Source organism: Ruegeria sp. G2 (assembly GCF_056533505.1).
In genome coordinates, this window is sequence record NZ_JBQFON010000005.1 from 145,514 (window position 1) to 168,370 (window position 22,857).

General features: G+C 55.3%; 24 protein-coding genes and 1 tRNA gene. 7 read left to right on the forward strand and 18 right to left on the reverse strand.

What is annotated here, in order from left to right; all coding sequences use genetic code 11:
* Positions 1 to 40: 40 nt before the first annotated feature.
* Positions 41 to 1,402 (reverse strand): LysM peptidoglycan-binding domain-containing protein, encoded by a 1,362-nt coding sequence (locus ACR0DU_RS11225; RefSeq protein ID WP_480874570.1) that lies wholly within the window; start codon positions 1,400 to 1,402, stop codon positions 41 to 43.
* A 126-nt stretch (positions 1,403 to 1,528) separates the two neighbouring features.
* Here ACR0DU_RS11225 and ACR0DU_RS11230 point away from each other — a divergent pair, with 126 nt between their 5' ends.
* Positions 1,529 to 2,080 carry an LOG family protein gene (locus tag ACR0DU_RS11230; RefSeq protein ID WP_480874573.1) on the forward strand — a complete coding sequence of 184 codons (552 nt, stop codon included), beginning with the start codon at positions 1,529 to 1,531 and terminating at the stop codon, positions 2,078 to 2,080.
* Positions 2,081 to 2,126: 46 nt separating this feature from the next.
* Here ACR0DU_RS11230 and ACR0DU_RS11235 read toward each other — a convergent pair whose 3' ends face one another.
* From ACR0DU_RS11235 to ACR0DU_RS11245, 3 genes are all read right to left on the reverse strand, one after another.
* Positions 2,127 to 2,579, reverse strand: a complete 453-nt coding sequence (locus tag ACR0DU_RS11235) for a baeRF12 domain-containing protein (protein ID WP_480874575.1) — start codon at positions 2,577 to 2,579, stop codon at positions 2,127 to 2,129.
* Between the two features lie 371 nt (positions 2,580 to 2,950).
* Positions 2,951 to 4,435, reverse strand: coding sequence for a DUF1214 domain-containing protein (locus tag ACR0DU_RS11240; protein ID WP_480874577.1), 1,485 nt, complete (start codon positions 4,433 to 4,435; stop codon positions 2,951 to 2,953).
* A gap of 235 nt (positions 4,436 to 4,670) precedes the next feature.
* Entirely contained in the window at positions 4,671 to 5,270 is a 600-nt protein-coding gene (locus ACR0DU_RS11245) for a superoxide dismutase (RefSeq protein ID WP_113789565.1), read from the reverse strand.
* 101 nt (positions 5,271 to 5,371) lie between these two features.
* Between ACR0DU_RS11245 and ACR0DU_RS11250 the strand changes: the two genes are divergently transcribed.
* The gene (locus ACR0DU_RS11250; protein ID WP_480874579.1) at positions 5,372 to 6,139 is read left to right on the forward strand and encodes an FkbM family methyltransferase; all 768 of its coding nucleotides are present in this window, start codon (positions 5,372 to 5,374) and stop codon (positions 6,137 to 6,139) included.
* A 109-nt stretch (positions 6,140 to 6,248) separates the two neighbouring features.
* Here the strand turns inward: ACR0DU_RS11250 and ACR0DU_RS11255 are convergent, their stop codons facing one another.
* The 4 genes from ACR0DU_RS11255 to ACR0DU_RS11270 all read right to left on the reverse strand — a co-directional run bounded on the left by ACR0DU_RS11255 (position 6,249) and on the right by ACR0DU_RS11270 (position 11,540).
* Positions 6,249 to 6,815, reverse strand: a complete 567-nt coding sequence (locus ACR0DU_RS11255; RefSeq protein WP_480874582.1) for a sarcosine oxidase subunit gamma — start codon at positions 6,813 to 6,815, stop codon at positions 6,249 to 6,251.
* Positions 6,808 to 9,822: a sarcosine oxidase subunit alpha family protein gene (locus ACR0DU_RS11260; protein ID WP_480874585.1), complete on the reverse strand. Its 3,015-nt coding sequence runs from the start codon at positions 9,820 to 9,822 to the stop codon at positions 6,808 to 6,810. Before ACR0DU_RS11260 ends, ACR0DU_RS11255 begins: the two co-directional genes overlap by 8 nt.
* A gap of 67 nt (positions 9,823 to 9,889) precedes the next feature.
* Positions 9,890 to 10,219: a sarcosine oxidase subunit delta gene (locus tag ACR0DU_RS11265; RefSeq protein WP_480874588.1), complete on the reverse strand. Its 330-nt coding sequence runs from the start codon at positions 10,217 to 10,219 to the stop codon at positions 9,890 to 9,892.
* A gap of 76 nt (positions 10,220 to 10,295) precedes the next feature.
* Entirely contained in the window at positions 10,296 to 11,540 is a 1,245-nt protein-coding gene (locus tag ACR0DU_RS11270; RefSeq protein WP_010442020.1) for a sarcosine oxidase subunit beta family protein, read from the reverse strand.
* A gap of 177 nt (positions 11,541 to 11,717) precedes the next feature.
* On the opposite strand from ACR0DU_RS11270, the gene ccmI reads away from it, so the two are divergent.
* The 3 genes from ccmI to ACR0DU_RS11285 are packed head-to-tail and all read left to right on the forward strand — an operon-like array spanning position 11,718 to position 13,659.
* Positions 11,718 to 12,947: a c-type cytochrome biogenesis protein CcmI gene (ccmI, locus tag ACR0DU_RS11275; protein WP_480874590.1), complete on the forward strand. Its 1,230-nt coding sequence runs from the start codon at positions 11,718 to 11,720 to the stop codon at positions 12,945 to 12,947.
* Positions 12,944 to 13,408, forward strand: a complete 465-nt coding sequence (ruvX, locus tag ACR0DU_RS11280) for a Holliday junction resolvase RuvX (RefSeq protein ID WP_010442018.1) — start codon at positions 12,944 to 12,946, stop codon at positions 13,406 to 13,408. Before ccmI ends, ruvX begins: the two co-directional genes overlap by 4 nt.
* Before the next feature lie 17 nt (positions 13,409 to 13,425).
* Complete coding sequence (locus ACR0DU_RS11285) at positions 13,426 to 13,659, forward strand: DUF1289 domain-containing protein (RefSeq protein WP_010442017.1); 234 nt, start codon at positions 13,426 to 13,428, stop codon at positions 13,657 to 13,659.
* A 500-nt stretch (positions 13,660 to 14,159) separates the two neighbouring features.
* Here the strand turns inward: ACR0DU_RS11285 and ACR0DU_RS11290 are convergent, their stop codons facing one another.
* From ACR0DU_RS11290 to dusA, 4 genes are read right to left on the reverse strand one after another with little or no spacing between them, the layout of a single operon-like run.
* Positions 14,160 to 14,888: a SpoIIAA family protein gene (locus ACR0DU_RS11290; RefSeq protein WP_010442016.1), complete on the reverse strand. Its 729-nt coding sequence runs from the start codon at positions 14,886 to 14,888 to the stop codon at positions 14,160 to 14,162.
* 36 nt (positions 14,889 to 14,924) lie between these two features.
* Positions 14,925 to 15,710, reverse strand: a complete 786-nt coding sequence (locus ACR0DU_RS11295; RefSeq protein WP_480874593.1) for a hypothetical protein — start codon at positions 15,708 to 15,710, stop codon at positions 14,925 to 14,927.
* The gene (locus ACR0DU_RS11300; protein WP_170472371.1) at positions 15,704 to 16,528 is read right to left on the reverse strand and encodes a sulfite exporter TauE/SafE family protein; all 825 of its coding nucleotides are present in this window, start codon (positions 16,526 to 16,528) and stop codon (positions 15,704 to 15,706) included. The genes ACR0DU_RS11295 and ACR0DU_RS11300 overlap by 7 nt, the downstream gene beginning before the upstream one ends.
* A gap of 28 nt (positions 16,529 to 16,556) precedes the next feature.
* Positions 16,557 to 17,573: a tRNA dihydrouridine(20/20a) synthase DusA gene (dusA, locus tag ACR0DU_RS11305; RefSeq protein ID WP_480874596.1), complete on the reverse strand. Its 1,017-nt coding sequence runs from the start codon at positions 17,571 to 17,573 to the stop codon at positions 16,557 to 16,559.
* A gap of 88 nt (positions 17,574 to 17,661) precedes the next feature.
* Here dusA and ACR0DU_RS11310 point away from each other — a divergent pair, with 88 nt between their 5' ends.
* Positions 17,662 to 17,922, forward strand: a complete 261-nt coding sequence (locus ACR0DU_RS11310; RefSeq protein WP_480874845.1) for a pyocin activator PrtN family protein — start codon at positions 17,662 to 17,664, stop codon at positions 17,920 to 17,922.
* Between the two features lie 262 nt (positions 17,923 to 18,184).
* Here the strand turns inward: ACR0DU_RS11310 and ACR0DU_RS11315 are convergent, their stop codons facing one another.
* The 5 genes from ACR0DU_RS11315 to ACR0DU_RS11335 form a co-directional block, all read right to left on the reverse strand.
* Positions 18,185 to 18,994, reverse strand: coding sequence for an efflux RND transporter periplasmic adaptor subunit (locus ACR0DU_RS11315; RefSeq protein ID WP_480874599.1), 810 nt, complete (start codon positions 18,992 to 18,994; stop codon positions 18,185 to 18,187).
* Positions 18,995 to 19,174: 180 nt separating this feature from the next.
* Complete coding sequence (locus ACR0DU_RS11320; protein WP_480874600.1) at positions 19,175 to 19,684, reverse strand: tannase/feruloyl esterase family alpha/beta hydrolase; 510 nt, start codon at positions 19,682 to 19,684, stop codon at positions 19,175 to 19,177.
* 102 nt (positions 19,685 to 19,786) lie between these two features.
* On the reverse strand, positions 19,787 to 20,638 hold the full coding sequence (locus tag ACR0DU_RS11325) for a DUF6351 family protein (protein WP_480874602.1): 852 nt from the start codon (positions 20,636 to 20,638) through the stop codon (positions 19,787 to 19,789).
* 816 nt (positions 20,639 to 21,454) lie between these two features.
* Positions 21,455 to 21,531: transfer RNA gene (locus tag ACR0DU_RS11330), tRNA-His, on the reverse strand.
* Positions 21,532 to 21,578: 47 nt separating this feature from the next.
* Entirely contained in the window at positions 21,579 to 22,061 is a 483-nt protein-coding gene (locus ACR0DU_RS11335) for an N-acetyltransferase family protein (RefSeq protein WP_480874605.1), read from the reverse strand.
* A 78-nt stretch (positions 22,062 to 22,139) separates the two neighbouring features.
* On the opposite strand from ACR0DU_RS11335, the gene ACR0DU_RS11340 reads away from it, so the two are divergent.
* Positions 22,140 to 22,328 carry a DUF6324 family protein gene (locus ACR0DU_RS11340; RefSeq protein WP_010442011.1) on the forward strand — a complete coding sequence of 63 codons (189 nt, stop codon included), beginning with the start codon at positions 22,140 to 22,142 and terminating at the stop codon, positions 22,326 to 22,328.
* Here the strand turns inward: ACR0DU_RS11340 and ACR0DU_RS11345 are convergent.
* The gene (locus ACR0DU_RS11345) at positions 22,325 to 22,756 is read right to left on the reverse strand and encodes an MmcB family DNA repair protein (RefSeq protein ID WP_480874607.1); all 432 of its coding nucleotides are present in this window, start codon (positions 22,754 to 22,756) and stop codon (positions 22,325 to 22,327) included. The genes ACR0DU_RS11340 and ACR0DU_RS11345 overlap by 4 nt on opposite strands.
* Between the last annotated feature and the right edge of the window lie 101 nt (positions 22,757 to 22,857).

The window sequence follows — 22,857 nt, forward strand, 5'->3', positions numbered from 1 at the left end:
CAGAGATAGCCCTGGCCCGGTGTTGGGCCAGTGGTCTTTTTTACTCAGGAATAGTGAAAATCTGCCCTGGATAGATCAAGTCAGGATCACGGATCGAGTCCTTGTTGGCCTCAAACAGCTTAACGTACAACACACCATCTCCGAACCTGTCCCGAGAAATCGCCCAAAGTGTATCGCCCTTTTGAACCGTGACGGAGCGGATCGCAGGAGTTCCCGCCGCGGTTTCACCCGCTTCGGTTGTTTCGGCTGCACGCAGAGCCTCGACGGGCTCGCGTTTGAACGGAGTCTCTAGCCGACTGACAACTGTCCCATCCGGAGCAACCTCATCCACGCGTAGGGTGTAAACGCCGGGATCTATACCCTCGACCTCACCACGCCACTGTCCATCCGTTGCAGGCTCGAGGTCAGCAACAAGTTTGTTGTCCAGATACAGGCGCACTGCAGATCCGTCCTGAGCGCGCCCTGTCAACTCCACATCGCCAACGTCTGAATACCCGATCGTGTCCAATGCGATCTGTTCCGGCGGTGTGTCCAGCACGGTGGGCGGTTGCAGTAGTTCAACCCCTTCTTCGCCCGAGCGCAGGATCGCGACTTGTTGATCAGGCACGTCAACTGTTTCGGACTGTGTTTCAGTCGCGGGCGCAGCCTGGTCTGCGGGCGGCGAAACGGTGCCAGCAACCTCGGGTTCATTTTCTTCGGTCTCGGCTTCGTCGGTTGCTTGCTGATCGTTTGTTTCGGTGATCACCGTCTGCGCCTCAGCAACTTCTTTGACCGGCTCATCGGCAGAAGGCTCTGAATCGACCGGCGAGACCGGCTCTGGCAGCGCTGCGATCAGATAGTCATCTGACCGGCTGCTACTTTCTCCACTCCGGGTTTCAAGAACCAGCCCGCGAGCGTCATCTGCAAATGGGATCGATACGAATTCAGCGAACTGACCGCTTGCATCGACAGTAAAGCGATGAATAGTCTCACCGTCGAGCAGAACTTTGACCTCGGCCCCTGGTTCGGCGCTACCGGACAGCAATCCGTTTCCATCGGGTTCGACAAATATCTGATCCAGCACCGGCGCCGCCAGAACCGGGGTTTCCGGCTCTTCTCTCTCTTGCACCTGCTCTTCTTCGATTACAGCGGCTTGCTCGGTGCTCTCGACGGGCGTAGCAGGCGCAGGTTCGCTGGCTTCTGTCGTCTGTTCTTCCGGCTGGATATCTGCAGGTTCCTCGGCTTCCTGCTTGGCTGTTACATTAGGTTCGGATGTTTCAAAGGATTCTGGCTCGACCAGTTCCTGAGGTCGGTCAAACAGACCTGACAGATATAATCCGCCCGCAACGAGCACCACAACGAGCCCGGCGACCAGACCCCATATGAAGGTACCAGAACCTCCGCTTCCCGATTTGGCGTTCATTCTTATCCTTTCACTCCGCCCGGTACTTGGCCAATTTGGCACACATTCCCAGGAGCGGTTGAGCCAACCTATCAATCCCGCTATCACGGGTCAAAACCCCGAACACAAGAGCAGAGAGTCCAACCCATGTCCCAGAAATCGGTCTGTGTGTATTGCGGGTCACGCAATGGAGTGAATCCCGCCTACTCCGCCGCCGCCCAAAGCTTTGGGACTTTACTGGCCAAAGAAGGTTGGCGGCTAGTCTATGGGGCCGGAGATGTGGGTCTGATGGGCGAAGTAGCCCGTGCAGCACAAGCATCTGATGGTGATACTTTTGGAGTGATCCCTGTCCACTTGTTGCAACGCGAAGTTGGTAAAACTGACCTAACCCGCTTTGTCGTGACCGAAACGATGCACGAACGTAAGAAGGTCATGATCATGAATGCCGATGCCGTTGTCGTCTTGCCTGGCGGACCTGGTTCATTGGATGAGTTGTTCGAAGCCCTCACATGGCGGCAGTTGGGTCTGCATGACAAACCCATTCTGGTGATGAATGTAGATGGCTACTGGGACGCGCTGCATACATTGCTGGAGCAACTTATTGGTCAAGGCTTTGCCGACGCTTCACTGGCAGAGTTTATTACCTGGGTCACCACGCCTGAGGCAGCGATGTCCGAACTTCGTCGATTGCTGAATTAAAAAGACGGTAATCGGGCGGTGTGAACCGCCCGCAGATCACCTCTCTTCAGGCAGGTTTGGCCAATCGAGTCCTGAGTATCTGTTCAACCTTGTGCATCGGATGGTTGGTCAGCGTCTTATCAACTTCTGCTACCACCTTAGCGAGCACTTTGCTGTGCAATCTGCGACGCAACAGGCCCAAAACATGCGGACTGGCTACTAACACCAGGCGTTTGTATGCACCCTTAAGGCCCTTACGATTCAGTAGATTTGCCACATCCTGCACGAACAAAGACTTGGCGTAAGCCTTCCATGTGTCCTCTTCCACGGCGGATTTCTGGTTGGGGCCGATATCAGACCTGCGCCCAGCCCGATCCGTCGGCTTTGCTGTCACAATGTCTTGTTCCTCAACTGAAACGACAACAAGATTGGGGTCTTGCGCGTCGGTGATATTTTCCATCACCAGAGCCTTCTCCCCGTCTGCGATGATGACCCAGGTTCCCTGCTCAAGTGCTGCCATAATGGTCTCCTTCAAAGGTTAAGGTGCCGATCCCTCGCCCAGCGGCCATGATTTCAGCTTCGCGCGAATGAAGACACCCACGCGCAACAGCCTTGTTTTTCAATTACTTGGCGGTTCTCTCCCTCCGCCTGTATTAGCTAGGCATTGGGAGGTGTAGTACAATACGTGTTCAGATTAATTCGAATTCATGAGCGAGAGTTTACCGGTGAACTAGCTCGCGGCGAGAGGGTTATGAAATTAGCGGAGACAGCCGATCAGCACGTTAGGAGCCATATTTGCGAAAATTCAACGTCTGCATTGCAGACAAAGCAGACATCACGCGAAATCGCGTTTTGACCCGCTACTCGGACAGATTTCTGACTTGGGCGTGTTCAAATTTTCTCAAGATCGCCCAATACCCAGCCGCTCTCAATCCAGCCTTCAGCAGGTCCGTACAGTCGAAACAGTAAGAAGTACGGTTCCGTCGTCGGTATCCAATTTCCCTCCTTTCCTTCGGGTGCTTCGGGAGCAAAGTAGATGTCATACGACCCATCTTCGTTGACCTGCATTGTTTCTACATCCCGCGACGACAGGCCGACTGGGTTCACATTGCGGATGAAGCTCTTAGTCTCCATCGAGTAGACAATCACGGACCAGAAATCCTCGGCGGGCGTATCTGCAGGGATGTTCAGTTTGTATGTCTGAGTATGGTCGTACATGTCTCCCGCGCTGTCGCGCAGACCAGTGAGATAGAAGGTGCCTCCTCCTAGATTCTTGGGCAGATAGGTAATCCAGAAGTAACTTCCACCAGCCCGATCATCGACCAGCACTTCGGTATCGGTCTCGTATGGGAAGCCAAGCTCGGCTTGCCCCTCGGCAAAGTCCCAGATCAGCCATTGCGACTTCAAGTCACCGCTTTCGTCGACCCAAAGCGGAACGGTCGCTAAACCGGGCTCAACGAAGTATCGCTGCATGGCGGCATAGGCCAATAGAAGCCCCTCGTTCATAGCTTTGATTTGGCGTTCCGTCGGTTCGAAGGGTTTGCCTTTTTCGATCCCAAGATCCTTCAGGAAATTGACCATGATCTTGTCTTGCGGACGGATCGGGTTGTTTTGAATGTAGTCGTTCAGGTCCTGAAAGTAGGTATGATTGTAGTAGGGTAGCGAGTCATACGGAACCTCGGAGGCTTCGTGGTAGGTGTTCGGCGGCGGGTTATCCGCTTCCGATAAGTAATAGACCTTGATCGTCTGCGCATAGTCCGCTGCGTCGGCATCCGTCGCTCCGTTGTACAGCCTCGGGCGGAAAGAGAAGCCGTACTCGTAGGTATCAGTTTCAAAGGGCATATAGCCCGCATCCGTCAGTTCCTGGACCGACATCTCTCCTTCGTAGCCGGGCGGGAGCATCAGGTACTTGCCCCCTTCTCCCCTGTCATGGCCGTCCGGCCCAACATCGACAATTGGCACGTCCCAGGCGTTCACAATCGTTCCGAAGTAGCTGACGTTGCCTGTTGCCGCCGGCACCTCGATCACAAGTGGACCGGGTTCAGATGTCATCGACGACCATGCATAGGCGGTCACGTCGTTCGCTGTCAAAAAGCCATGCTTAGAGTCGAAGGGCTTGTTCAGGTAAACGACATCGTTGTAGTCGCCACCGAGGTCACGCCGAATGCCTTTCAGGAAGTCCACCATACCAGCCGCAGGCATTCCCCAGATTGCGGCCTGCGTCGCGCGTTGAACCATGATCGTGTATTCAATGTCCTCGATCTCGGCGGATCTCGCCAGAATATCGCCTGTGTCGTTGAAAGACTGCGAAACGGCTTGTTGGCCAGACAGTAGGATTGCGGAAGCTACCGTCAAACAGGGCAGTACAGTTTTCATATTGATACCTCGGCGTTTAATTGAAACCCCTGTAGTCTATGTGCGAATTACTCGGAAGTGCAGTGGCAAACGTCGCCCAAAAAACGTAAAGATTTCTTGCGTCGGCTTCGGGCTCTAACCGTTCATTGAAACTAAATAGAATTGCTGACTTCTTGCCAGTCCTGGATAAATAAACAAAAAGGCCTACTCACTTTCGCAAGCAGGCCTCTAAGAATGTCACTCTCCGATCAACCGATCACATCCGCGAGGCGACGTTTTCCCAGTTCACCAGGTTGTCGAGGAAGTTCGACAGATACGCCGGACGCTTGTTGCGGAAGTCGATGTAATAGGAATGTTCCCATACGTCACAACCCAGCAGTGCTGTCTGACCAAAGCACAGGGGGTTCACGCCGTTCTCGGTCTTTGTGACAGCCAGCGAGCCGTCTGCGTTTTTGACCAGCCATGCCCAGCCCGAACCGAACTGACCAGCACCGGCAGCGCTGAATTGCGACTTGAATTCGTCAACCGAACCGAAGCTTTCAGTCAGAGCCTTCTCCAGCTCGCCGGGCATGGCGTTGCCGCCTGGGCCCATCATCTCCCAGAACTGGTTGTGATTCCACAGCTGGCTGATGTTGTTGAAAATACCGTTTTGCGCCACTGCGTTTGCGTCGTAGGTGCCGACGATGATCTCTTCCAGCGACTTGCCGTCCCACTCGGTGCCGGCGATCAGCTTGTTGCCGTTGTCGACATAGGCCTTGTGGTGCAGGTCGTGGTGATATTCCAGCGTTTCCGCGGACATACCCTTGGCTGCCAGCGCGTCATGTGCATAAGGAAGATCAGGAAGTTCAAAAGCCATGTCGGCCCCCTGTTGAAAATGAATGTTGCGGTTCCAAAGGTTAAATGCTTTGACAGCCGCCGCAGGTCAAGGCCCGCGACACAAAAACCCGGAGGTCCGCGATGCTGACACAGGCGCGCAAAATGTTCTATCGCGCCCGCGGATACTATGCGGGCAACCTGAACGGTGAGCGCTTTCGTCTGGACCCCTACCACTCGAAATTCTGGCGCAAGGCATCAGCCGGGGAGTGGGAACCTGAGACATTTTCAGTGCTGGACCAATATTTGTCGCCCGCGCAGGACTATCTTGATATCGGTGCATGGATCGGCCCCACGGTCCTCTATGCCGCGCGCCGCGCTCGCCATGTGTGGTGTTTTGAGCCTGACCCAGTAGCTTACCGCCATTTGGTCTGGAACCTAGAGCTGAACGACATCCGAAACGTATCAGCCTTCAGCATCGCCTTGTCAGATGGGTTTGGAGTGACACGAATGGCTTCAGCGCACGGAGAGGCAGGCGATTCAACGTCATCATTGCTCCACGAAGGAAGCCATGGCACTGACGCACTTACCATCGGTTGGGACCAATTTTCTGAATCCGTCGACCTGACTGATGTCTCTTTGGTCAAAATGGATATCGAAGGCGCTGAATTTTCGGTCCTGCCTTCTATGCTGCCTTGGTTAGAAAAAGATAACCCTGCGCTGTTTCTCTCAACGCACGCACCTTATCTGAGCGCAGACAACCGCAGCGCGGCCATGAAAAAACTATCGGAAGACCTGGCTTTCTATCGCCAATGCCACGACCCACACACAGGCGAAACCGGCGAGTCTGCCCTCACGGGCCAGCGTGCACTCACTCAGTTCCCGACATTCCTGTTCAGCACTACCCCCTGAGACCCGAACCAGAGATCCGGCCTTCATCTAAACAGAAATACCCTGGGAGTGAGGCCGCAGGCCGAGGGGGCAATGCCCCCTCACCCGCATATCATCAGGCGATCAGGGCTTAATAAACCCCGACCTCACTGCCGGGCTGCGCCGCAACCTTCAGCAATTTGAACGCATAATCCGCCGCAGAGCGGAAGCAGACGATGCGGAAAGTCTCAGCGTCGTCCATCCAGAAGGCACCTGCCACCTGCGCCAAACGCGAACGGCGGATCTGGCCGGGTTGGAATGCCTCGGCCGACAGCTCAACCGGAGCCAGCTTGCCCAATACCTCGCGCGCGTTCGCGCCCGAAACGCAGAATACGGCCCGCGCGTCGGAGACGTTGACCGCCAGCGCGTGCGTACCGCTTAGCGCGTTGGTCATCGCGGCCAGTTTGGCCTCGACCTCGGCATAAGGCACAAGCACCAGCAATTCGTCGGTGGACATCCAGCAAACACCGGTGTCGCCATTCACAAACGCTTCACGCTGACCGGGCACTTTCTGCCCGGTGGCGCCTTTGACAGACTTAGCCAGTACCTTATCCGACAGATCACCGCGCAATGTGATCATGCCCTGCAGGCCACATTCCTCGATCTTGGCGATGCCATCATATGAGGCGTGGTTCAGTGCGCTGATGGGTTCAGACATTCTGCTTCTCCCCGTCCTTGTCATAGAAGATCGGGTCCACGATCTTGGCCTTGTAGGTTTTGCCGTCAGTGCCCGGGAACTCGACGACTTCGCCCATCCGGTCGGGGCCGTGTTTGATCAGGCCCATGGCGATGCCTTTGCCCAGATTGGCCGAGTAGTAGGTCGAGGTTACGCGCCCGATCATGTTGCGCTGACCGTTCGCATTCACGCCCTCGCCCACCGCATAGGCACCGTCCGGCAGAACCGATCCATCCACAGTCTCAAGACCGACTAATTTCCAGCGTTCTGGATCGGCCATATGGCTGCGCGAATGGGCACGTTTTCCGAGATAGTCCTCTTTCTTCTTCGACAGAGCCCAGTGCAGCCCCAGATCCTGCGGGATCACGGTGCCGTCGGTCTCATCGCCGATCATGATAAAGCCCTTCTCGGCCCGCAGGATGTGCAGACATTCGGTGCCGTAAGGCATCACGCCGAATTCCTTGCCTGCGTCCATCAGAGCATCCCAGAACGCCTGCCCCTGAGAGGCGGGAACCGCGATCTCATAGGACAGCTCGCCAGAGAACGAGATGCGGTAGGCCCGCGCGTCGAACGCGCCGATCTTGCCATCGCGCCATTCCATGAACGGCAGCGCCTCTTTCGATAGATCCATGCCACCCAGCTTTTCCAGCACCTTGCGAGCGTTCGGACCTACCACGGCGACCTGCGCATATTGCTCGGTGACGTTCGCGACGTAGACCTTCCAGTCCCACCACTCGGTCTGAAGCCACTCTTCCATGTGACCATGGATACGCTCCGCACCACCTGTGGTGGTGTGGCACAGCCATGTATCTTCGTCGATCCGTGCAACAACGCCATCGTCGATCAGGAAACCATTTTCCGAACACATCAGGCCGTAGCGGCATTTGCCAACCTTCAGTGTAGACATCATGTTGGTGTACATCATGTCCAGGAACTTACCTGCGTCGGGGCCTTTGACGATCAGCTTGCCCAGCGTTGAGGCATCCAGCAGACCGAGATTTTCGCGGGTGTTCTTCACCTCGCGATTCACCGCGTCATGCACGGACTCACCGGGACGCACATAAGCATACGTCCGACGCCAATGACCGACCGGTTCCCAATCGGCACCGTTCTTGTCGTGCCAATTGTGCATCGGCGTCTGCCGGATCGGCTGGAACACGTCACCGCGCGCTTCGCCACCAATCGCACCCATCGAAATGGGCGTGTATGGCGGGCGGAAAGTAGTGGTTCCCACTTTCGGAATCTCGGACTCAAGCGCATCAGCCAAAATTGCTAAGCCATTGATATTACTAAGCTTACCCTGATCCGTCGCCATACCCAGAGTGGTATATCGCTTGGTGTGTTCAACACTCTCGTAGCCTTCGCGTGCTGCTAGCTGCACATCAGAGACTTTGACGTCATTCTGAAAGTCCAGCCATGACTTCATGCGCAGCTGAATCTCTGCGTTGGCAGGCATGAGCCAGACGGCTTCCATCGCAGCTTCTTCGGTGGTTTCACCGACAGGAGTCTTGGTGTTCTTGGGTTTGAAGCCCGCTGCTTTGGCGGCTGCTTTACCTGCCGCATGTGCATCAGTCAGAACCTCGGCCAATGCCAGCGGTCCGTTCGACGCCCCAGCTGCAACGACGAACCCTTCACCATTGGCACCCAGAGGCGGACGCGCCGGGTCGGGGCGGAAATGGACCTGGGCCTCATCCCAGATCAGCTTGCCACCACAGTGCGACCACATGTGAACAACTGGAGACCAGCCGCCCGACATCGCAACCGCATCACACTCAACCTCTTCGCGCGCGCCGCCGATGCCGTTCTGGTTGCAAAGCTCGACCTTTTTCACGCGCTTGCCGCCTTTGACCTTTGCAATCGCCTTGCCCGGATCAACACGGATGCCCAGCTGTCGCGCCTCTTCTGCCAACGGACCTGCGGTATCGCGCGCATCGACCACACGCAGAACATCTACACCTGCCTGCTTTAGAATGATCGCCGTGCGATAAGCATCGTCATTGTTCGTCGCAACGATGACCCGCTCACCCGGAGTCACACCCCAGTTGACCACATAGTCGCGCATAGCTGCGGCCAGCATCACACCTGGTACGTCATTCCCAGCGAAGGAAAGCGGTCGTTCGATTGCCCCTGTCGCCGTAACCACCTGATTGGCGCGGATCCGCCACAAACGGTGACGCGGACCTTGGGTGCCGGGTTTATGGTCGGTCAGACGTTCGTATCCCAACACATAGCCGTGATCATAGACCCCTGCCCCCATGCAACGGTTGCGCATGGTGACGTTGTCCATTGTTTCGAGTTCGGAAACTAATTGTTCCACGAACTTATCCACAGGCTCACCGCCGACAGTTCCGCCATCAACCGGGGCGCGACCACCCCAATGGGCGGTTTGCTCGATCAGCAACACCTTGGCACCCGACTGCGCAACCGTTTTGGCGGCTTGAAGACCTGCGATACCACCACCAATCACCAGAACATCGGTGAAAGCATAGAAGTGTTCGTAGGTGTCCGCGTCCTTGGTTTCCTTATCCGGCGCTTTGCCCAGGCCCGCCGACTGACGGATGAAAGGTTCATACACATGTTTCCAAAATGGCTTCGGGTGGATGAACATCTTATAGTAGAAACCGGCAGGCAAGAACCGTGACAGATGCGTGTTGATTGCACCAATGTCGAACTCAAGGTTCGGCCAGTGGTTCTGCGACACCGAGGTCAGACCATTGAACAGTTCGGTCGTGGTCGCGCGCTGGTTCGGTTCGAAGCGGCTGCCCTGCCCCAACCCGACCAGAGCGTTAGGCTCTTCCGCGCCGCTGGCAACGACGCCGCGCGGACGGTGATACTTGAAAGACCGGCCCATCATCATCTGGTCATTGGCCAGCAGAGCCGAGGCAAGCGTGTCACCTTCGTAACCCTGCATCGAGGTGCCATTGAAGGAAAAGTTGACCGGTTTCGACCGGTCGATTAGCCGGCCTTGTTTTGCGAGACGGGTGCTCATAGTGCGGACCTTTCGCGGGTGGAGGCGTCAGAGCCTCCGGCGGGAGTATTTTTGAAAAGATGAAGCATCAGGAGAACTCTCTCCACGTCCATCCAGGGCGTTTTGCGGTGATGGCGTCTTTGATTTCTTTTGGCGGCTCGGAGGTCTGGGCGGAATAGGTCCCGAACACCTCGAGTGATTGGGTGCAACGGGCGGCGTGAAACCACTTGCCGCAACCGTTGGCGTGGCGCCAGCGTTCGAAATGAACACCCTTGGGGTTTTCACGCATGAACAGGTAGTCATGGAATTCGTCATCAGACGAACCAGGGCCAAAGCGCTTCAGATGCGCCTCGCCACCAGCAGCCAATTCAGTTTCTTCGGCGTCGACGCCGCAATAGGGGCAATTTAGGATCAGCATATGTTCATCCTTTTGGCGGTTGGTCGACAACTTGGCCGACCAGAATTCTATTCAGTGGCGCGTTTGGGGTGTACCCCTAGTGCGCCACCCCGGCGGCGACGCTTTCGTCGATGAAGCGGCCCTCCTTGAAGCGGTCGAGCGAGAAGGCTTCAGTCAGCGATGAGTGGCCGGTCGCCATCAGCTGTGCCATGCCCCAGCCGGATCCCGGAATCGCCTTGAAGCCTCCGGTGCCCCAGCCACCGTTGATAAAGCAGCCCTGCAACGGCGTCTTCGACAGGATTGGAGACCGATCGCCAGTCATGTCCACGATACCACCCCACTGGCGCAGCATCTTGAGGCGCGAGATCATCGGGAAGGTCTCGACCAGCGCGCGGACGGTTTCCTCAATGTGGTGGAACGAACCGCGTTGGGTGAAGTTGTTATAGGCATCTGTACCGCCACCGATCACCATCTCGCCCTTGTCGGACTGAGACATATAACCATGCACCGTGTTGGCCATGACGACCACATCCATGCAGGGTTTGATTGGCTCGGACACCAGCGCTTGCAGGGCTACGGCCTCGAGCGGCAGACGAAATCCCGCCATCTCGGCCAGCTGACCGGAATGGCCCGCAACTACGATTCCCAGCTTGTCACAATCGATGGCACCCTTGGTGGTGTCGACACCGACAACGCGGCCATTTTCCTGACGCACGCCGGTAACTTCGCACTGCTGGATGATGTCCATACCCATTGCGGAACATGCACGTGCATAGCCCCACGCCACGGCATCATGGCGCGCGGTGCCGCCACGCTCCTGCCAGAGCCCGCCCAGAACCGGATAGCGCGGGCCTTCCAGATTGATGATCGGCACCAGCTCTTTCACGCGCTCGGGTCCAATCCACTCGGTCTGAACACCCTGCAGCGCATTCGCATGCGCGGTGCGCTGATAGCCGCGAATCTCGTGCTGAGTCTGCGCCAGCATGATCACGCCGCGCGGGCTGAACATGATGTTGTAGTTCAACTCCTGGCTAAGATCCTCGTACAAGCCGCGCGCCTTTTCATAGATCGCCGCCGAAGGATCCTGCAGATAGTTCGAACGGATAATGGTCGTGTTCCGGCCCGTGTTGCCACCGCCCAGCCAGCCCTTCTCGATCACCGCAACATTCTGAATGCCGTAGTTCTTCCCGAGATAGTAAGCAGTTGCCAGACCATGCCCACCTGCACCGACGATGATAGCGTCATAGCGCTTTTTCGGTTCAGGAGAACGCCAGGCGCGTTCCCACCCGGTATGGTAGCGCAGCGCTTCGCGCGCCACAGCAAAGGCTGAGTAGTGTTTCATGAGCGAATCCGTTCGGTCTTCGATGATTGGCGCAGATATGCCGTGCATTGACATATTAGCCCTGCCGCACAACGTCGCAATAATGCACTATTGCGACATGACCGCCCCTAGCGGCCATTTGTCCCTTTTTTCCATGCGCAGACAGGTCTAAGTCAGGGCAACCATTTTGGAGGGACCATGTCGTTTTGGGTTCTCATCTTCCTGATTGCACTGCTCATCGCCGTTTTTTTGGGTTACACCATGCTGCGCGGTCGTCGCGACTCGGGCCCTACCGCCGCCTATGACCTGCGCGTCTATCGCGAGCAGCTGACAAGCGTTGATCGAGACTTGGCGCGCGGGGTTATCGCAAAAGCCGATGCCGAACGCGTGCGCACGGAAATCGCTCGCCGAATCTTGGCGACTGATGCGCAGATGCGCGGCGAGGCTGAAAGTACAGGACCATCACCAACAGTCACTGTCGTGGCCTTCGTCGTCATGGCGGCCATACTGATTGGTGGAGCGCTGGCAATGTATCGCCAACTGGGTGCGGCCGGATTTCCAGATATGCCACTTTCGGCGCGGTTGGAAATGGCAGAAGAACTGCGCGAGAACCGGCCTGGCCAGGCAGAAGCCGAGGAATTGGCAACGCCGGTGCAAGCACCGCCACTGGACGAAAGTTACGAAAACCTTCTGAATCGATTGCGCGAAACAGTGGCCGTACGACCGGATGATCTGCAAGGGCAAACTCTGTTAGCGCAGCATGAGACTAATGCCGGAAACTTTAAAGCAGGTTATGAGGCGCAGACGCGAGTAATCGAGCTGTCGGGTGAAAGCGCACCGGCACAAGCTTATTCCGATCAGGCCGAGATGATGATTCTGGCCGCTGGTGGTTATGTCTCTCCCGAAGCGGAGGAGGCATTGCGATACGCGCTCGAGCGAAATCCAAGATTGGGTCCTGCGCGATATTATTGGGGACAAATGCTGGCGCAGACCGGACGACCAGATATGGCCTATCGGGTTTGGGTGGATACATTGCGCGACGCACCTGCAGGTGCGCCTTGGGCAGACGCCATTCGTGCCCAGATCGACGATTTGGCGTTTCGCGCAGGGGTATTCAACGCGCCGGATCTGTCTGCAACGCCAGCGGCACCAGGTCCCAGCCAGGAAGATATGGACGCTGCCGCCGAGCTATCGCCCGAAGAACGTCAGGACATGATACGAGGAATGGTGGATCGGCTTTCTGAACGGCTGGCCAGCGAAGGTGGATCGCCCGAGGAATGGGCGCGACTGATCGCAGCCTTAGGCGTATTGGGCGAAGCGGCGCAGGCGATAAAAATTCGTGACGAGGCTGTTGCAGTTTTCGCGGGTAACGATCAGGCGTTGCAAATGATCGACGCTGCATCAGTTCAGGCTGGTATCGCACAATGATCCACGATGCCTTCGAGGAATTCGCCGCCGCCCTTTCACCGATGTCGGCCCTCATGGGTCTGGATCTGGGCGAGAAAACCATTGGAGTTGCGGTGTCCGACCGAATGCGTGGCGTTGCGACTCCGCTTGAAACCGTTCGTCGTAAGAAATTCACGCTGGATTCCGCGCGTTTGATCGAGATCGTGACCGACCGTGAGATTGGCGGTATTGTCTTAGGGCTGCCTCGCAACATGGACGGCAGCGAGGGACCAAGATGTCAGTCCACGCGTGCATTTGCCCGTAATCTGGCACGTTTAACCGATCTGCCCATCGGGTTCTGGGACGAACGGCTTAGCACGGTTGCGGCAGAAAAAGCACTGTTGGAGGCGGATACGACACGAAAACGTCGCGGACAGGTTATCGATCACGTCGCCGCCGGCTATATCCTGCAAGGGGCGCTGGACAGACTGCGCTTTCTTTGACGGATCGGATATCGCCAATGACGAATATGGTTTGGAAACGGGACGAGGTCGAAAGCCCTTGCATCCAGATCTGCGTCGTTCACCCGACCGAGCGTATCTGCACTGGTTGCTATCGTACAATTGACGAGATCTCGCGCTGGTCCAAAATGAATAGCAGCGAACGGGCCGAGATTATGCAAGACCTTCCCGAACGCAAACCGCGTCTGGCCAGGCGTCGTGGCGGGCGTGCCGCACGTTTGGGCAATTCATAAAGCTATATGTCAGAATTTAGCTTTATGAGTTGGTGGTAATTCTTGGAGCGCATTTCGGTCTCGTAATTCTGCGCCGAACAATTCGACCAATTCAGCCCGATTTGCCGCTTGTTTCAAGTTTTTGCGCGCTTCATCTGGGACGCTGCTGACTCGAGGTCGATCCGACCTTTCCCAAATCAAAATTCGGTTCAAAACTGAGCGGAGTTTCATCTTAGGGCCAGATCAACAAAAATAGCCGCGCCGCTGTGGTTCAGACCCGAACTCTGAGGGGGTAGAAGAGCCCGGAGACCGAAGGTCGAGTGAGTGGCAACCCACAGCGGCGCGAAACAGTTTTCACCCTTCCCTCGCAACGTGGGAAAGATAAAACGCACACTTTAATTTTTTGACCAGCCAGTCAATAAAAACGTACTCGATAGCCTACATTCCGTAACGTCACCTTGGAAAAGATCAATTTGGCGCCGGTCAAGGCATTGTTTCCAATAGCTATTACTTGAGCAAGCTTACCCTGCCGCAAGCCAGGTTTTCGCATTTTCGAACTCTTCTGCAGGAAAATACTGTGTCCGGGTCCCCAATACGTGACTGGCCATGCGTTGCGCCATCTTTTGCCAGCTCTTATCGCCAACAATCGCTGCACGGTCCAACATACCGATATGACCAGCGGCCAACCGAAAATGCGCCGCCATCGCAGTAAGTCCTTGCCAGCCATCAAATTCGCGCAGATCAATCAGGAGACGAAATCCGTCGCGTTCACGCAACATTGCATCCAGGTCGGATTGCGCCTGACCGTATTCTTCAGAATCAAGCTTGCCCATCAGACTAATCTGAACACACGGCCCACCTAGATCGGTCACATGGATCGCCCCGAGAGACTCACGCATCCAGCGGCGCGCCTCTTCCACTTCATCCATCCCAAAAACCTGCACAGGGCACGGAAGTATGGGGGCGGCCAATCGGATACTTGTCTGAACCCAGCCTTGATCGGCGACAACCCCGATCCGATCAAAACCACGCCAATGACTGAGCCCCAGCTTGGTATCAGACCATGCCGCGCCGAGGTCGTATCCTTTGAACTCAGGCGTTGCGATCGCCAGAAGGCGAACCGAATCGTGATCCTCAAGCGCCGCCTCGATTGCGGGCACCAATGTGGCGGCGTAATCCGCGCTTGTCACCTCGCCTGAAAGCTCCACTTCGATCAGCGCACCATCAGAGTTTGTATGGACTGTAATCATCTAAATCATCCTCCAAAGCCAAATAATGGCAGGAGGTTACGGAGTTTCCAGCCATTGTGCCACACCGCCCGGCAACTCGGGACGGAAATAGGCGATCATCCGTCCATCTGGCCCGGCATTCGCATTAGCGCCCCATGGGGCAACACCATGTAGACAGTGACGATGCAACAGATAGGCCTCACCCGGCCGTGCAGGCAGTTCAATCCGCCGACAGTTTTGAAACACCTCCAGTCGGGCAGCCTGATAGGTATCCGTGATATCAGTGTTGGCCAATTCGCCCGAAGAGACATCTTTCAGCGCGTTGCGGAACGCTGCACCAAGTATTTTATGGCTACCATCCCAAACCACCATGGGTGAGGCATCACAAGACGCTTCTGTCAGCGGAATGCCCAATATCCAGGCATGCGGTTCATCCACGTGCCGTCGCCGGTCTGGTCCCGATGGCTTCAATCCATCCACATGCGCAGCATCGCGATTGGCACGATATCGTGCGGCGGCTTCACCTTCACCCCGGCGAGGCTGAGGATACCCAGGATAAATGACCGATACCTGCGCCTTATGCAGGTCGATCGCCCCGAATTGTTGCTGCGCGAACTCAATTGCCGCGCCGGACAATGCTGGCGACCCTTCCACCCTGCCCTGCGCGTCGTTTTCCAGCGCGTCCACACCGATGAACCAAGTCCCCTCGCAATCATGCCAGATAGAATGTAGCGGATCGTCGATCGCGTTGCGGGCCGCAGGCAGAACCTGCGCCACCCACTGGGCGAGTGCTGCATCATGAGAAAACCTGACCCAACCGCGGTTGCAAAAGGCGTCTACCATCCCAGTGCCTTGCGCAGCATATTCAACGCCACGAGCGTAAGGAACACCGCAAATACGCGTCTAAGCGGTTTCGGGTCCATCGCATGAGCAAGCTTTACGCCCCATGGCGCAGTGATCATGGTCATGGCCACAACGATACTGAAAGCCACAAGATTGACCGCTCCAATGGTCAGAGGCGGGCGATGCTCAGGCGCGATGTTAAGAAACAGAAAGCCCAGCACCGATGGCACAGCGATGATCACGCCAAATCCAGCGGCGGTCGCAACTGCGCGATGGATCGGAGTGTTGTATAGGCTCATGAGTGGGACACCAAAGCTGCCCCCGCCGATCCCCATTAAAACCGATAGAAATCCGACCGAGGGGGACAAGGCGGCACGGCGCAAACCTTTGGGCATCGCGTCCCCCAGCCTCCATTCGGATTTACCCAATCCCAGATAGGCTCCGATGACCATGCCAAGAATACCGAATAGCGCCTGCAACAACTCTGTTCTCAGCGCCGAAGCCACCAGAACGCCGATAACCGCACCAGCCGCAATGCCCGGCCCCCAACTGCGCAAAATATCCCAATCAACCGCACCTTTTTTGTTGTGGCTCAGCACCGAACGGACGGAGGTCACTATTATAGTCGCCAGCGAAGTTGCCAGACACAATTGCATCAACTGTGGGCCGCCATATCCAAGTGTTTGAAACGCATAGAAGAAAGCAGGCACAAGCACGATACCGCCCCCAACGCCCAACAACCCGGCCAAAACCCCTGCGAAAGCGCCAATTACAAGCAATAGCCCCAGCATCTGGGCCAGCAACATCGTATCCGGCATCATCCCTCCAAATCAGCCAAGGGCCGTGTCAAACCGCCTGCTCTACCGATGCATTCGACACAATCGAATCCAGAGCCCGCAGGATCACCTCAGGCCCTGCATTTTCGCGCACTGCGCCCTCAGATAGCATCCGTCGCCACCCCCGCGCACCTGGACGTCCTGCGAACAGACCCAGCATATGACGTGTGATCTGGTGCAATCGCCCACCACCGGCAAGATGGGCTTCGACATAGGGCAACATTTTTTGAACCACGTCCATTGGATCTGCAATCTGGCCGATTCTAAAAATCAGCGGATCTGCTCCGGCCAGAATATCCGTTGGCTGATGATAGGCCGCGCGCCCGATCATGACGCCATCAAGCCCTGCGTCCAGTTGCTCCTGCGCCTGTGCCAGCGATGTAATTCCGCCGTTGATCGAAATGTGAAGGTCGGGAAAATCTGCCTTCATCTGATGAACCAGTTCGTAGTCAAGCGGAGGGATATCCCTATTTTCCTTAGGGCTTAGCCCTTGCAGCCATGCCTTTCGAGCGTGAATTGTGACACGTTCACATCCCGCCGCTTTGATTTGCTCAAGGAAAACGGGCAGCACCTCTTGAGGGTCTTGCTCATCAACGCCGATCCGGCACTTTACAGTGACTTCAGCCTCCACGACCTCTCGCATTGCCGCAACACATTCCGCAACACGCTCAGGTTCGCGCATCAATACGGCGCCAAACGTGCCCGATTGCACACGGTCGGACGGGCAGCCACAATTCAAATTGATCTCATCATACCCAGCCTCGGCCCCCAACTTAGCAGCCAGTGCCAACTCGCTTGGATCGGACCCACCCAACTGAAGCGCGATTGGATGTTCCTGGGGGCTGTATTCAAGCAAATGCAACGCCCCGCCCCGAACCAAAGCGGGTGCCGTCACCATTTCAGTGTACAACAGCGTTCGCGAACTCAGCAGACGATGCAGATACCGACAGTGACGATCCGTCCAGTCCATCATCGGTGCACAACTTAAAGTTGCATTTTTCCATAATTTTTTTCTTTTATTTTCCACGACTTAACACCTTGGAAACCGCTTCCGCTTCAGACTTGTCGGGTTAGTGCAAAATTGGACCGACAGCAATAGACAAGAACAAAACGCAATGGACACAAGATTTCTTCTACTCGCACGCTACAATGGTCTGCCAATAATACCATTGGAGCAGGTTAGAGATGACTTCTTTCAGCATTTGTCACTTCCCAAGCTCATAAGGAAAATAAACGACTTTCAGGTTGCTCTGCCCTTGGTACGTACTGATTTGAGCCAAAAAAGCCACAAGGGTGTCCACATCGAGGATCTAGCAATCTTCCTTGATGAAAGGCGCAAGAAGGCGCTGCGAGAGTTTAATCAGTTTCATAGCTAAAAGGTAACGCGTATTTGACTAGGCGTGGAAAAAATGAAGCACGCCTACAAAAAACCTTGGCCACTAAACAGCCATTCGCTGCGGGTGCAGCACTAATCGTCGTTGACGGCCGCTATGCGGACAAACCGGTCGTTCGCGGATTAACACCCGAAGCAAAAAGATAAACGCTGTCGCTCTTTCTGCTTGGATTAAGGCGTTCTCTACAGGACAAAGCGGAGGTGAATTGCACTTTGCGTAAAACCGGCATCCAGATAAGAAGGTATTAGTTCTTGAGTTCGACCTTTGCCTGGACTTTCAGGCCTGGGATCAGAAGTGTCTGCGGATTATTGAACCTTGCCCAGACGCGCAGATTGCCTTGCTCATCCAACTCATTGTCGGTTGAGATTATTTCTCCGGACTCCTCGAATACTGTGCCATTGGGCAGGATCACGTAAACATCCAGCTTCTTAAGTAGCTTAGGTATAGGCACTGGTGAGACGTTCTGAAGTGCAATGAGTGTGTCATAAGGCTGAAGATACGAAACCAGAACCGTGTTCAGGTCCAAAATCTCTGCAAGTGGACGGCGTGTCTGCGTTTTCAAATAAGCTCCGAGATCATGCTTTGGGGCGACAATCCAGCCGGAAGCCTGCGCTTCGATTTTGGTTGCGGACAGAACAACCTGCGCCTTCTTTAACTTTGCCTGCGCTTCCCTTAACGCTACTTCAGCAAGAGCAAGCGCCTGTTTGGTTTCCAGCTTCCTCAACGCTGTGGCAGCACCTGTGCCCGCTAGGGAGGACGCACGCTCTGCCGCTTCGCGTGCGATTTCCAGTTCCACTTCTCGTCGCCGCACCTCATTCTCAGCCAGTTCGACGTCCAGTTCAAAGGTCTGCTTTGCAAGTTCAAAAAGCACCTCGCCTTTCTCGACGCGTTGCCCGTTGATGAAGTTCACACTAACCAGCGTTCCGTTAATGCTGTTCGAGACCTGTGTGCGTTCCCCAGCTTCAACGACACCTTCGAAGACCTGTCGTTCCAACAATTCGACAACCTCATCTAGTTCGCTCGCCGTCACCTGAGAAAAGCTAAGCAATGCCATGGAGATGGCTACGAAGAATGTGCCGAAGAATTCACAGCGATTTATGGAGCATTTGCTGCGAAAGAATTCCATTTTCTTTTTGATCCTAATTACAAAAGCGTATCACACACAAAGATCGTGACATTCGAAGCGGAACATGTCGAAACGTTCAACGAGCACGCCCAACACTCTTCTGGCTCGCTAGTTTGGAACGACGCAACTGAAACTCTCTGGTTTACTCGGATCGCCACTCCCATCGTAAGTTACAATGGCCGGATGCGCGCAGATAATCCGTCCGCCTTGTCCGGTGGGCTCGCGGGTCAGCGGATGGACATAAGGCGCGTCGAGTTGGTCAGGTGCCACCCCTGTGTCCAACCATTCTTCCAGCGCCTCGATATAGTTTGTGCCGTCCGGTCCAGGCCCAAACCGGCAGTGGGTGATGCCGGGGCGAATAAACAAGCGTACATCGTCGCGAGCAGAAGGGTCGTGTTCAAGCACCCGTTCGTAATAGGCAATAGTTCCGTGTGCAGACAGCGACCCATCCATCCAGCCGTTGTCAATTATAAGCTTGCCGCCATTGGCCCGGAATTCCGATAGGTCAGGATTTTCCGCATCAAGCGTCGGGCTCAAGCGCGCAGCGTGATGGGCGAAGTCAGAGAAGTCATAATCTTCATAAGTCCAGTCAGGATCGCCGTAGAAGAAGTTCTTCATCAATTGTGTAGAGAAACCCCAGGTTGCATTGGGAATCGGAGGCGCTTCATACACCACCGCATCCTCATCGCCGTCACCGGGGTGGAAGTCGATTTCGGCGCCCTAGACATAGCCTCCAGTATTCCACATCGACCAACCCAGCGGATTGTCCGGCAACTCCACGCCCATCGGCATGCCGGGCCACGACATGCCCCCGAATTCCACCTCGCGATAGAGATCTTCTGCGACCCGGACCTGTTCTGCGCTCAGGCACTGATTGGTTTCACCTTCTCCACACAGCAGGCTCGACACCACAAAGTCGCACTGGCGCGGATCATTCAGAATGCCGTCCTCAAGCCCGTCAATCGCGTCGCATTGTGCCATGATGGCATTCCCGAGAAGGGCTTGCGCCTCGGTATCGATGACTGGTGTCGAAATCTGGTTTGGATCAGGGAACATGTTCATGGCGTCGTAAGTCCACCGGCCAGCCATCTCCTTTGTCCAGGAGTAGGCTGGTGCCCCGGCATAGATGCCATCGAAAACGCCCGGTGATCTCTGCGCGACCATCAAAGCCTGACCACCGCCACGGGAGCATCCATAGAAAAGGTTGCGCTGTATTTCCGACCCATAATACTCAGCTATGATCGCTTGGGACGACACAGCCGTTCTGTGCACGGCCTGGAACCCAAAACTGACCTGGCGTTCAAGATTGTTTAGGGCCCAGCTTGCGACGATAGCGTTGCCCTTGTGTCCTGTGTCCGTCGTGACGGTCGCCCATCCGTCGGCAAGCACATTACCCAAAGCCATAGCGGCATTGTTGAAATCGCCCGAGAACCCTCCGCCGCCGCCCATGACGAACTTACCGTTCCAGTCGTCCGGAAGCAGCAGTTCAAATCCGGTCTCGGTCCCAATTTCACCGATAACACGACAATGCGGTGCAGGTTCAGGCAGCGCTTCTACAGTTAAGACAGTCATATCGGGGAGGCTGGGAACTCCGCTTAAACTGCATTCACCGGCGGCTACGGTAGTCGCTCCCGTTGCGAGTGCAGCTATCGTAAAGCCTATCAGCTTGGCAGGTCTTTGAAGGCCTTCCAAAGTCGTTGAACAAAAGCACATTCGGGTCCCCCCTCCATGTATTCATTTTTTTGAGTATGTTCGAACGTACTGTCCAGAAAACCATGCTGTCCAGAGAATCTTGTCGCCGAAGCGAGGTCCCTGCATTTGAACAAATGATTGCAAACAATCATATCAGCACCGTTTTCCAGAGAACAAACACGATTTAGAAAGACTGATTCTTATGGTCAGCTCTGAACTTGGTCGGTCTCAAGCTTCTTACGTTTGTGGAAATGCGAATACACAGAGCGTTCTCTTAGTCGACAATAACTGTGACAAAAGCGCGGATTAACTTGTCGTCGGTTACGTCCGCTTTGGGCTCAGAGCTACCGAATTCACTCGCAGCTACCAGATCACTCGGCAAAGTCGGCAATGGGCTCATTGCGACGCCACCAGTCGTTTAGAGCGAGATTCAATGACCAAAGCCATTGGTAGGACAACTAGGAACACTTTTTAGGACAACATTTACTGCAGAGAAGGATTAAATATCTGATTTAAATAAACTTTTAGAAAAATCCGTCCTGTCCATCATGGGGGCGACAGAAAGGCGGGCGGCAGTGCGGGTTTCTGAAAACTTAGCGTCCGGCATGTCTCAACTACACCTCTAGAATGCGGTTTATGGCAAGCGCCGGATCACCCCCGAGACCTTATTCGGCAATCGATGCAAGTCCGGGGAAATGGTACCGCCTCCCTGGCTTGAACAGGGGACCTCTGGATCCACAATCCAGCGCTCTAACCAACTGAGCTAAGGCGGCACTCGTGAGGGGCGATTTAGCGAAGGCGTGCGAGGATTGCAAGGGTATTAAAGCCGAATTCGCCAGCTTTGTTCCACCAGATCGACACCAAAGGAATGTACCGGCTTGCTGTCCGTAAGCTGCCATCCAAACGAGCGGTAAAGCCCGCAGGCTGCAGCATGGCTTTCATGAGTCCAAAGCACCATTTCACGATATCCCGCGCTGCGCGCAAAGCCCATGCAGGTATCCAAAAGACGCTTGCCAAGCCCCAGCCCGCGAGCTTCGGGCACCAGCAAAAACAAGCGCAGCTTGGCAGTGTGATCGTCCTGCGTGACACAGAATATACTTCCAAATCGCTCACCTGCGCGCTCAGCAATCCAACCGCATTCGCGTTCCGAGTTACTATTGGCAATAAAATCCTCAAGAATTCGCGCCACCAGAGGGGCGAAAGTCTCGTCGAACCCCTCATCGCGGGCATACAGCGTACCATGACGTTCCACCAGCCACGCGGTGTCATCTGGACGAAAGGGTCTAAGGTTGATGTCATCCATTCCCTATCTGACCCTATAGCCCGCTTGATTCTCAACCCGTTGCACGCTAGCACCAAGGCTGAATTCCCGGAGGCACAAATGGGCATCAACACCGAACGCGAAATCGAAGCGAACCTGCAGATCGGCCCCACCGATCAGGGTATGGTGCGTCTGTTTATTGAAGGTTCCGGTATTGAGATTCCGATGGATTTTGACCCGGAAGAGGCCGAAGAAATCGCCGAGGAAATCCGCGCCGCTGCTCAGGCAGCGCGGGCAGTCAGCAGTTAAAGTCGCGGATCACGCAGCGTATGCAGCCTGCGGGCTGCGTCTAAAGCAAATTTCTGGATCATCTTCTTTCTTCGCGCCGGAGCCAGTTTGCTTTCCGGGCTCATTCGAATGATCTCGGCATCATATGCGTCTGCAATAATCAACCCTGTGTCTTCAGGCAGCAAATCGGTCGGAAAGTCAGTATCTACCGCCCAAAAGAATCGATCACACCATTCCAGATAGCCCTGCCACTTAGAGTCTGACTGATAGTCAGCACGACTGGATTTGCACTCGATCACCCACAGCTCGCCCTTTGGGCCCAAGCCCATTACATCGACGCGCAGACCCCGTGCCGGTACAAATTCCTCAATTGAAACATAGCCATGGGTTAACAAATGTCGCGAAACACCGCGTGCCAGTTTTTGTCCAGGTTGTAGATCGAGTGTCATACCTAAAATGTGAACAATTAGTGAACAAAAATCAAGCTCTTGACATGATACCATTTGGTATCTCATCAATACAGTACCTAATGGTATCATATGGAGTGTGC

What these genes read in the sequence shown, in the direction of transcription:
- ACR0DU_RS11225 (WP_480874570.1), bottom strand. Translation starts at nt 1,402, where the DNA reads ATGAACGCCAAATCGGGAAGCGGAGGTTCTGGTACCTTCATATGGGGT.
- ACR0DU_RS11230 (WP_480874573.1), top strand. Translation starts at nt 1,529, where the DNA reads ATGTCCCAGAAATCGGTCTGTGTGTATTGCGGGTCACGCAATGGAGTG.
- ACR0DU_RS11235 (WP_480874575.1), bottom strand. Translation starts at nt 2,579, where the DNA reads ATGGCAGCACTTGAGCAGGGAACCTGGGTCATCATCGCAGACGGGGAG.
- ACR0DU_RS11240 (WP_480874577.1), bottom strand. Translation starts at nt 4,435, where the DNA reads ATGAAAACTGTACTGCCCTGTTTGACGGTAGCTTCCGCAATCCTACTG.
- ACR0DU_RS11245 (WP_113789565.1), bottom strand. Translation starts at nt 5,270, where the DNA reads ATGGCTTTTGAACTTCCTGATCTTCCTTATGCACATGACGCGCTGGCA.
- ACR0DU_RS11250 (WP_480874579.1), top strand. Translation starts at nt 5,372, where the DNA reads ATGCTGACACAGGCGCGCAAAATGTTCTATCGCGCCCGCGGATACTAT.
- ACR0DU_RS11255 (WP_480874582.1), bottom strand. Translation starts at nt 6,815, where the DNA reads ATGTCTGAACCCATCAGCGCACTGAACCACGCCTCATATGATGGCATC.
- ACR0DU_RS11260 (WP_480874585.1), bottom strand. Translation starts at nt 9,822, where the DNA reads ATGAGCACCCGTCTCGCAAAACAAGGCCGGCTAATCGACCGGTCGAAA.
- ACR0DU_RS11265 (WP_480874588.1), bottom strand. Translation starts at nt 10,219, where the DNA reads ATGCTGATCCTAAATTGCCCCTATTGCGGCGTCGACGCCGAAGAAACT.
- ACR0DU_RS11270 (WP_010442020.1), bottom strand. Translation starts at nt 11,540, where the DNA reads ATGAAACACTACTCAGCCTTTGCTGTGGCGCGCGAAGCGCTGCGCTAC.
- ccmI (WP_480874590.1), top strand. Translation starts at nt 11,718, where the DNA reads ATGTCGTTTTGGGTTCTCATCTTCCTGATTGCACTGCTCATCGCCGTT.
- ruvX (WP_010442018.1), top strand. Translation starts at nt 12,944, where the DNA reads ATGATCCACGATGCCTTCGAGGAATTCGCCGCCGCCCTTTCACCGATG.
- ACR0DU_RS11285 (WP_010442017.1), top strand. Translation starts at nt 13,426, where the DNA reads ATGACGAATATGGTTTGGAAACGGGACGAGGTCGAAAGCCCTTGCATC.
- ACR0DU_RS11290 (WP_010442016.1), bottom strand. Translation starts at nt 14,888, where the DNA reads ATGATTACAGTCCATACAAACTCTGATGGTGCGCTGATCGAAGTGGAG.
- ACR0DU_RS11295 (WP_480874593.1), bottom strand. Translation starts at nt 15,710, where the DNA reads ATGGTAGACGCCTTTTGCAACCGCGGTTGGGTCAGGTTTTCTCATGAT.
- ACR0DU_RS11300 (WP_170472371.1), bottom strand. Translation starts at nt 16,528, where the DNA reads ATGCCGGATACGATGTTGCTGGCCCAGATGCTGGGGCTATTGCTTGTA.
- ACR0DU_RS11310 (WP_480874845.1), top strand. Translation starts at nt 17,662, where the DNA reads ATGGACACAAGATTTCTTCTACTCGCACGCTACAATGGTCTGCCAATA.
- ACR0DU_RS11315 (WP_480874599.1), bottom strand. Translation starts at nt 18,994, where the DNA reads ATGGCATTGCTTAGCTTTTCTCAGGTGACGGCGAGCGAACTAGATGAG.
- ACR0DU_RS11320 (WP_480874600.1), bottom strand. Translation starts at nt 19,684, where the DNA reads ATGAAGAACTTCTTCTACGGCGATCCTGACTGGACTTATGAAGATTAT.
- ACR0DU_RS11325 (WP_480874602.1), bottom strand. Translation starts at nt 20,638, where the DNA reads ATGACTGTCTTAACTGTAGAAGCGCTGCCTGAACCTGCACCGCATTGT.
- ACR0DU_RS11335 (WP_480874605.1), bottom strand. Translation starts at nt 22,061, where the DNA reads ATGGATGACATCAACCTTAGACCCTTTCGTCCAGATGACACCGCGTGG.
- ACR0DU_RS11340 (WP_010442011.1), top strand. Translation starts at nt 22,140, where the DNA reads ATGGGCATCAACACCGAACGCGAAATCGAAGCGAACCTGCAGATCGGC.
- ACR0DU_RS11345 (WP_480874607.1), bottom strand. Translation starts at nt 22,756, where the DNA reads ATGACACTCGATCTACAACCTGGACAAAAACTGGCACGCGGTGTTTCG.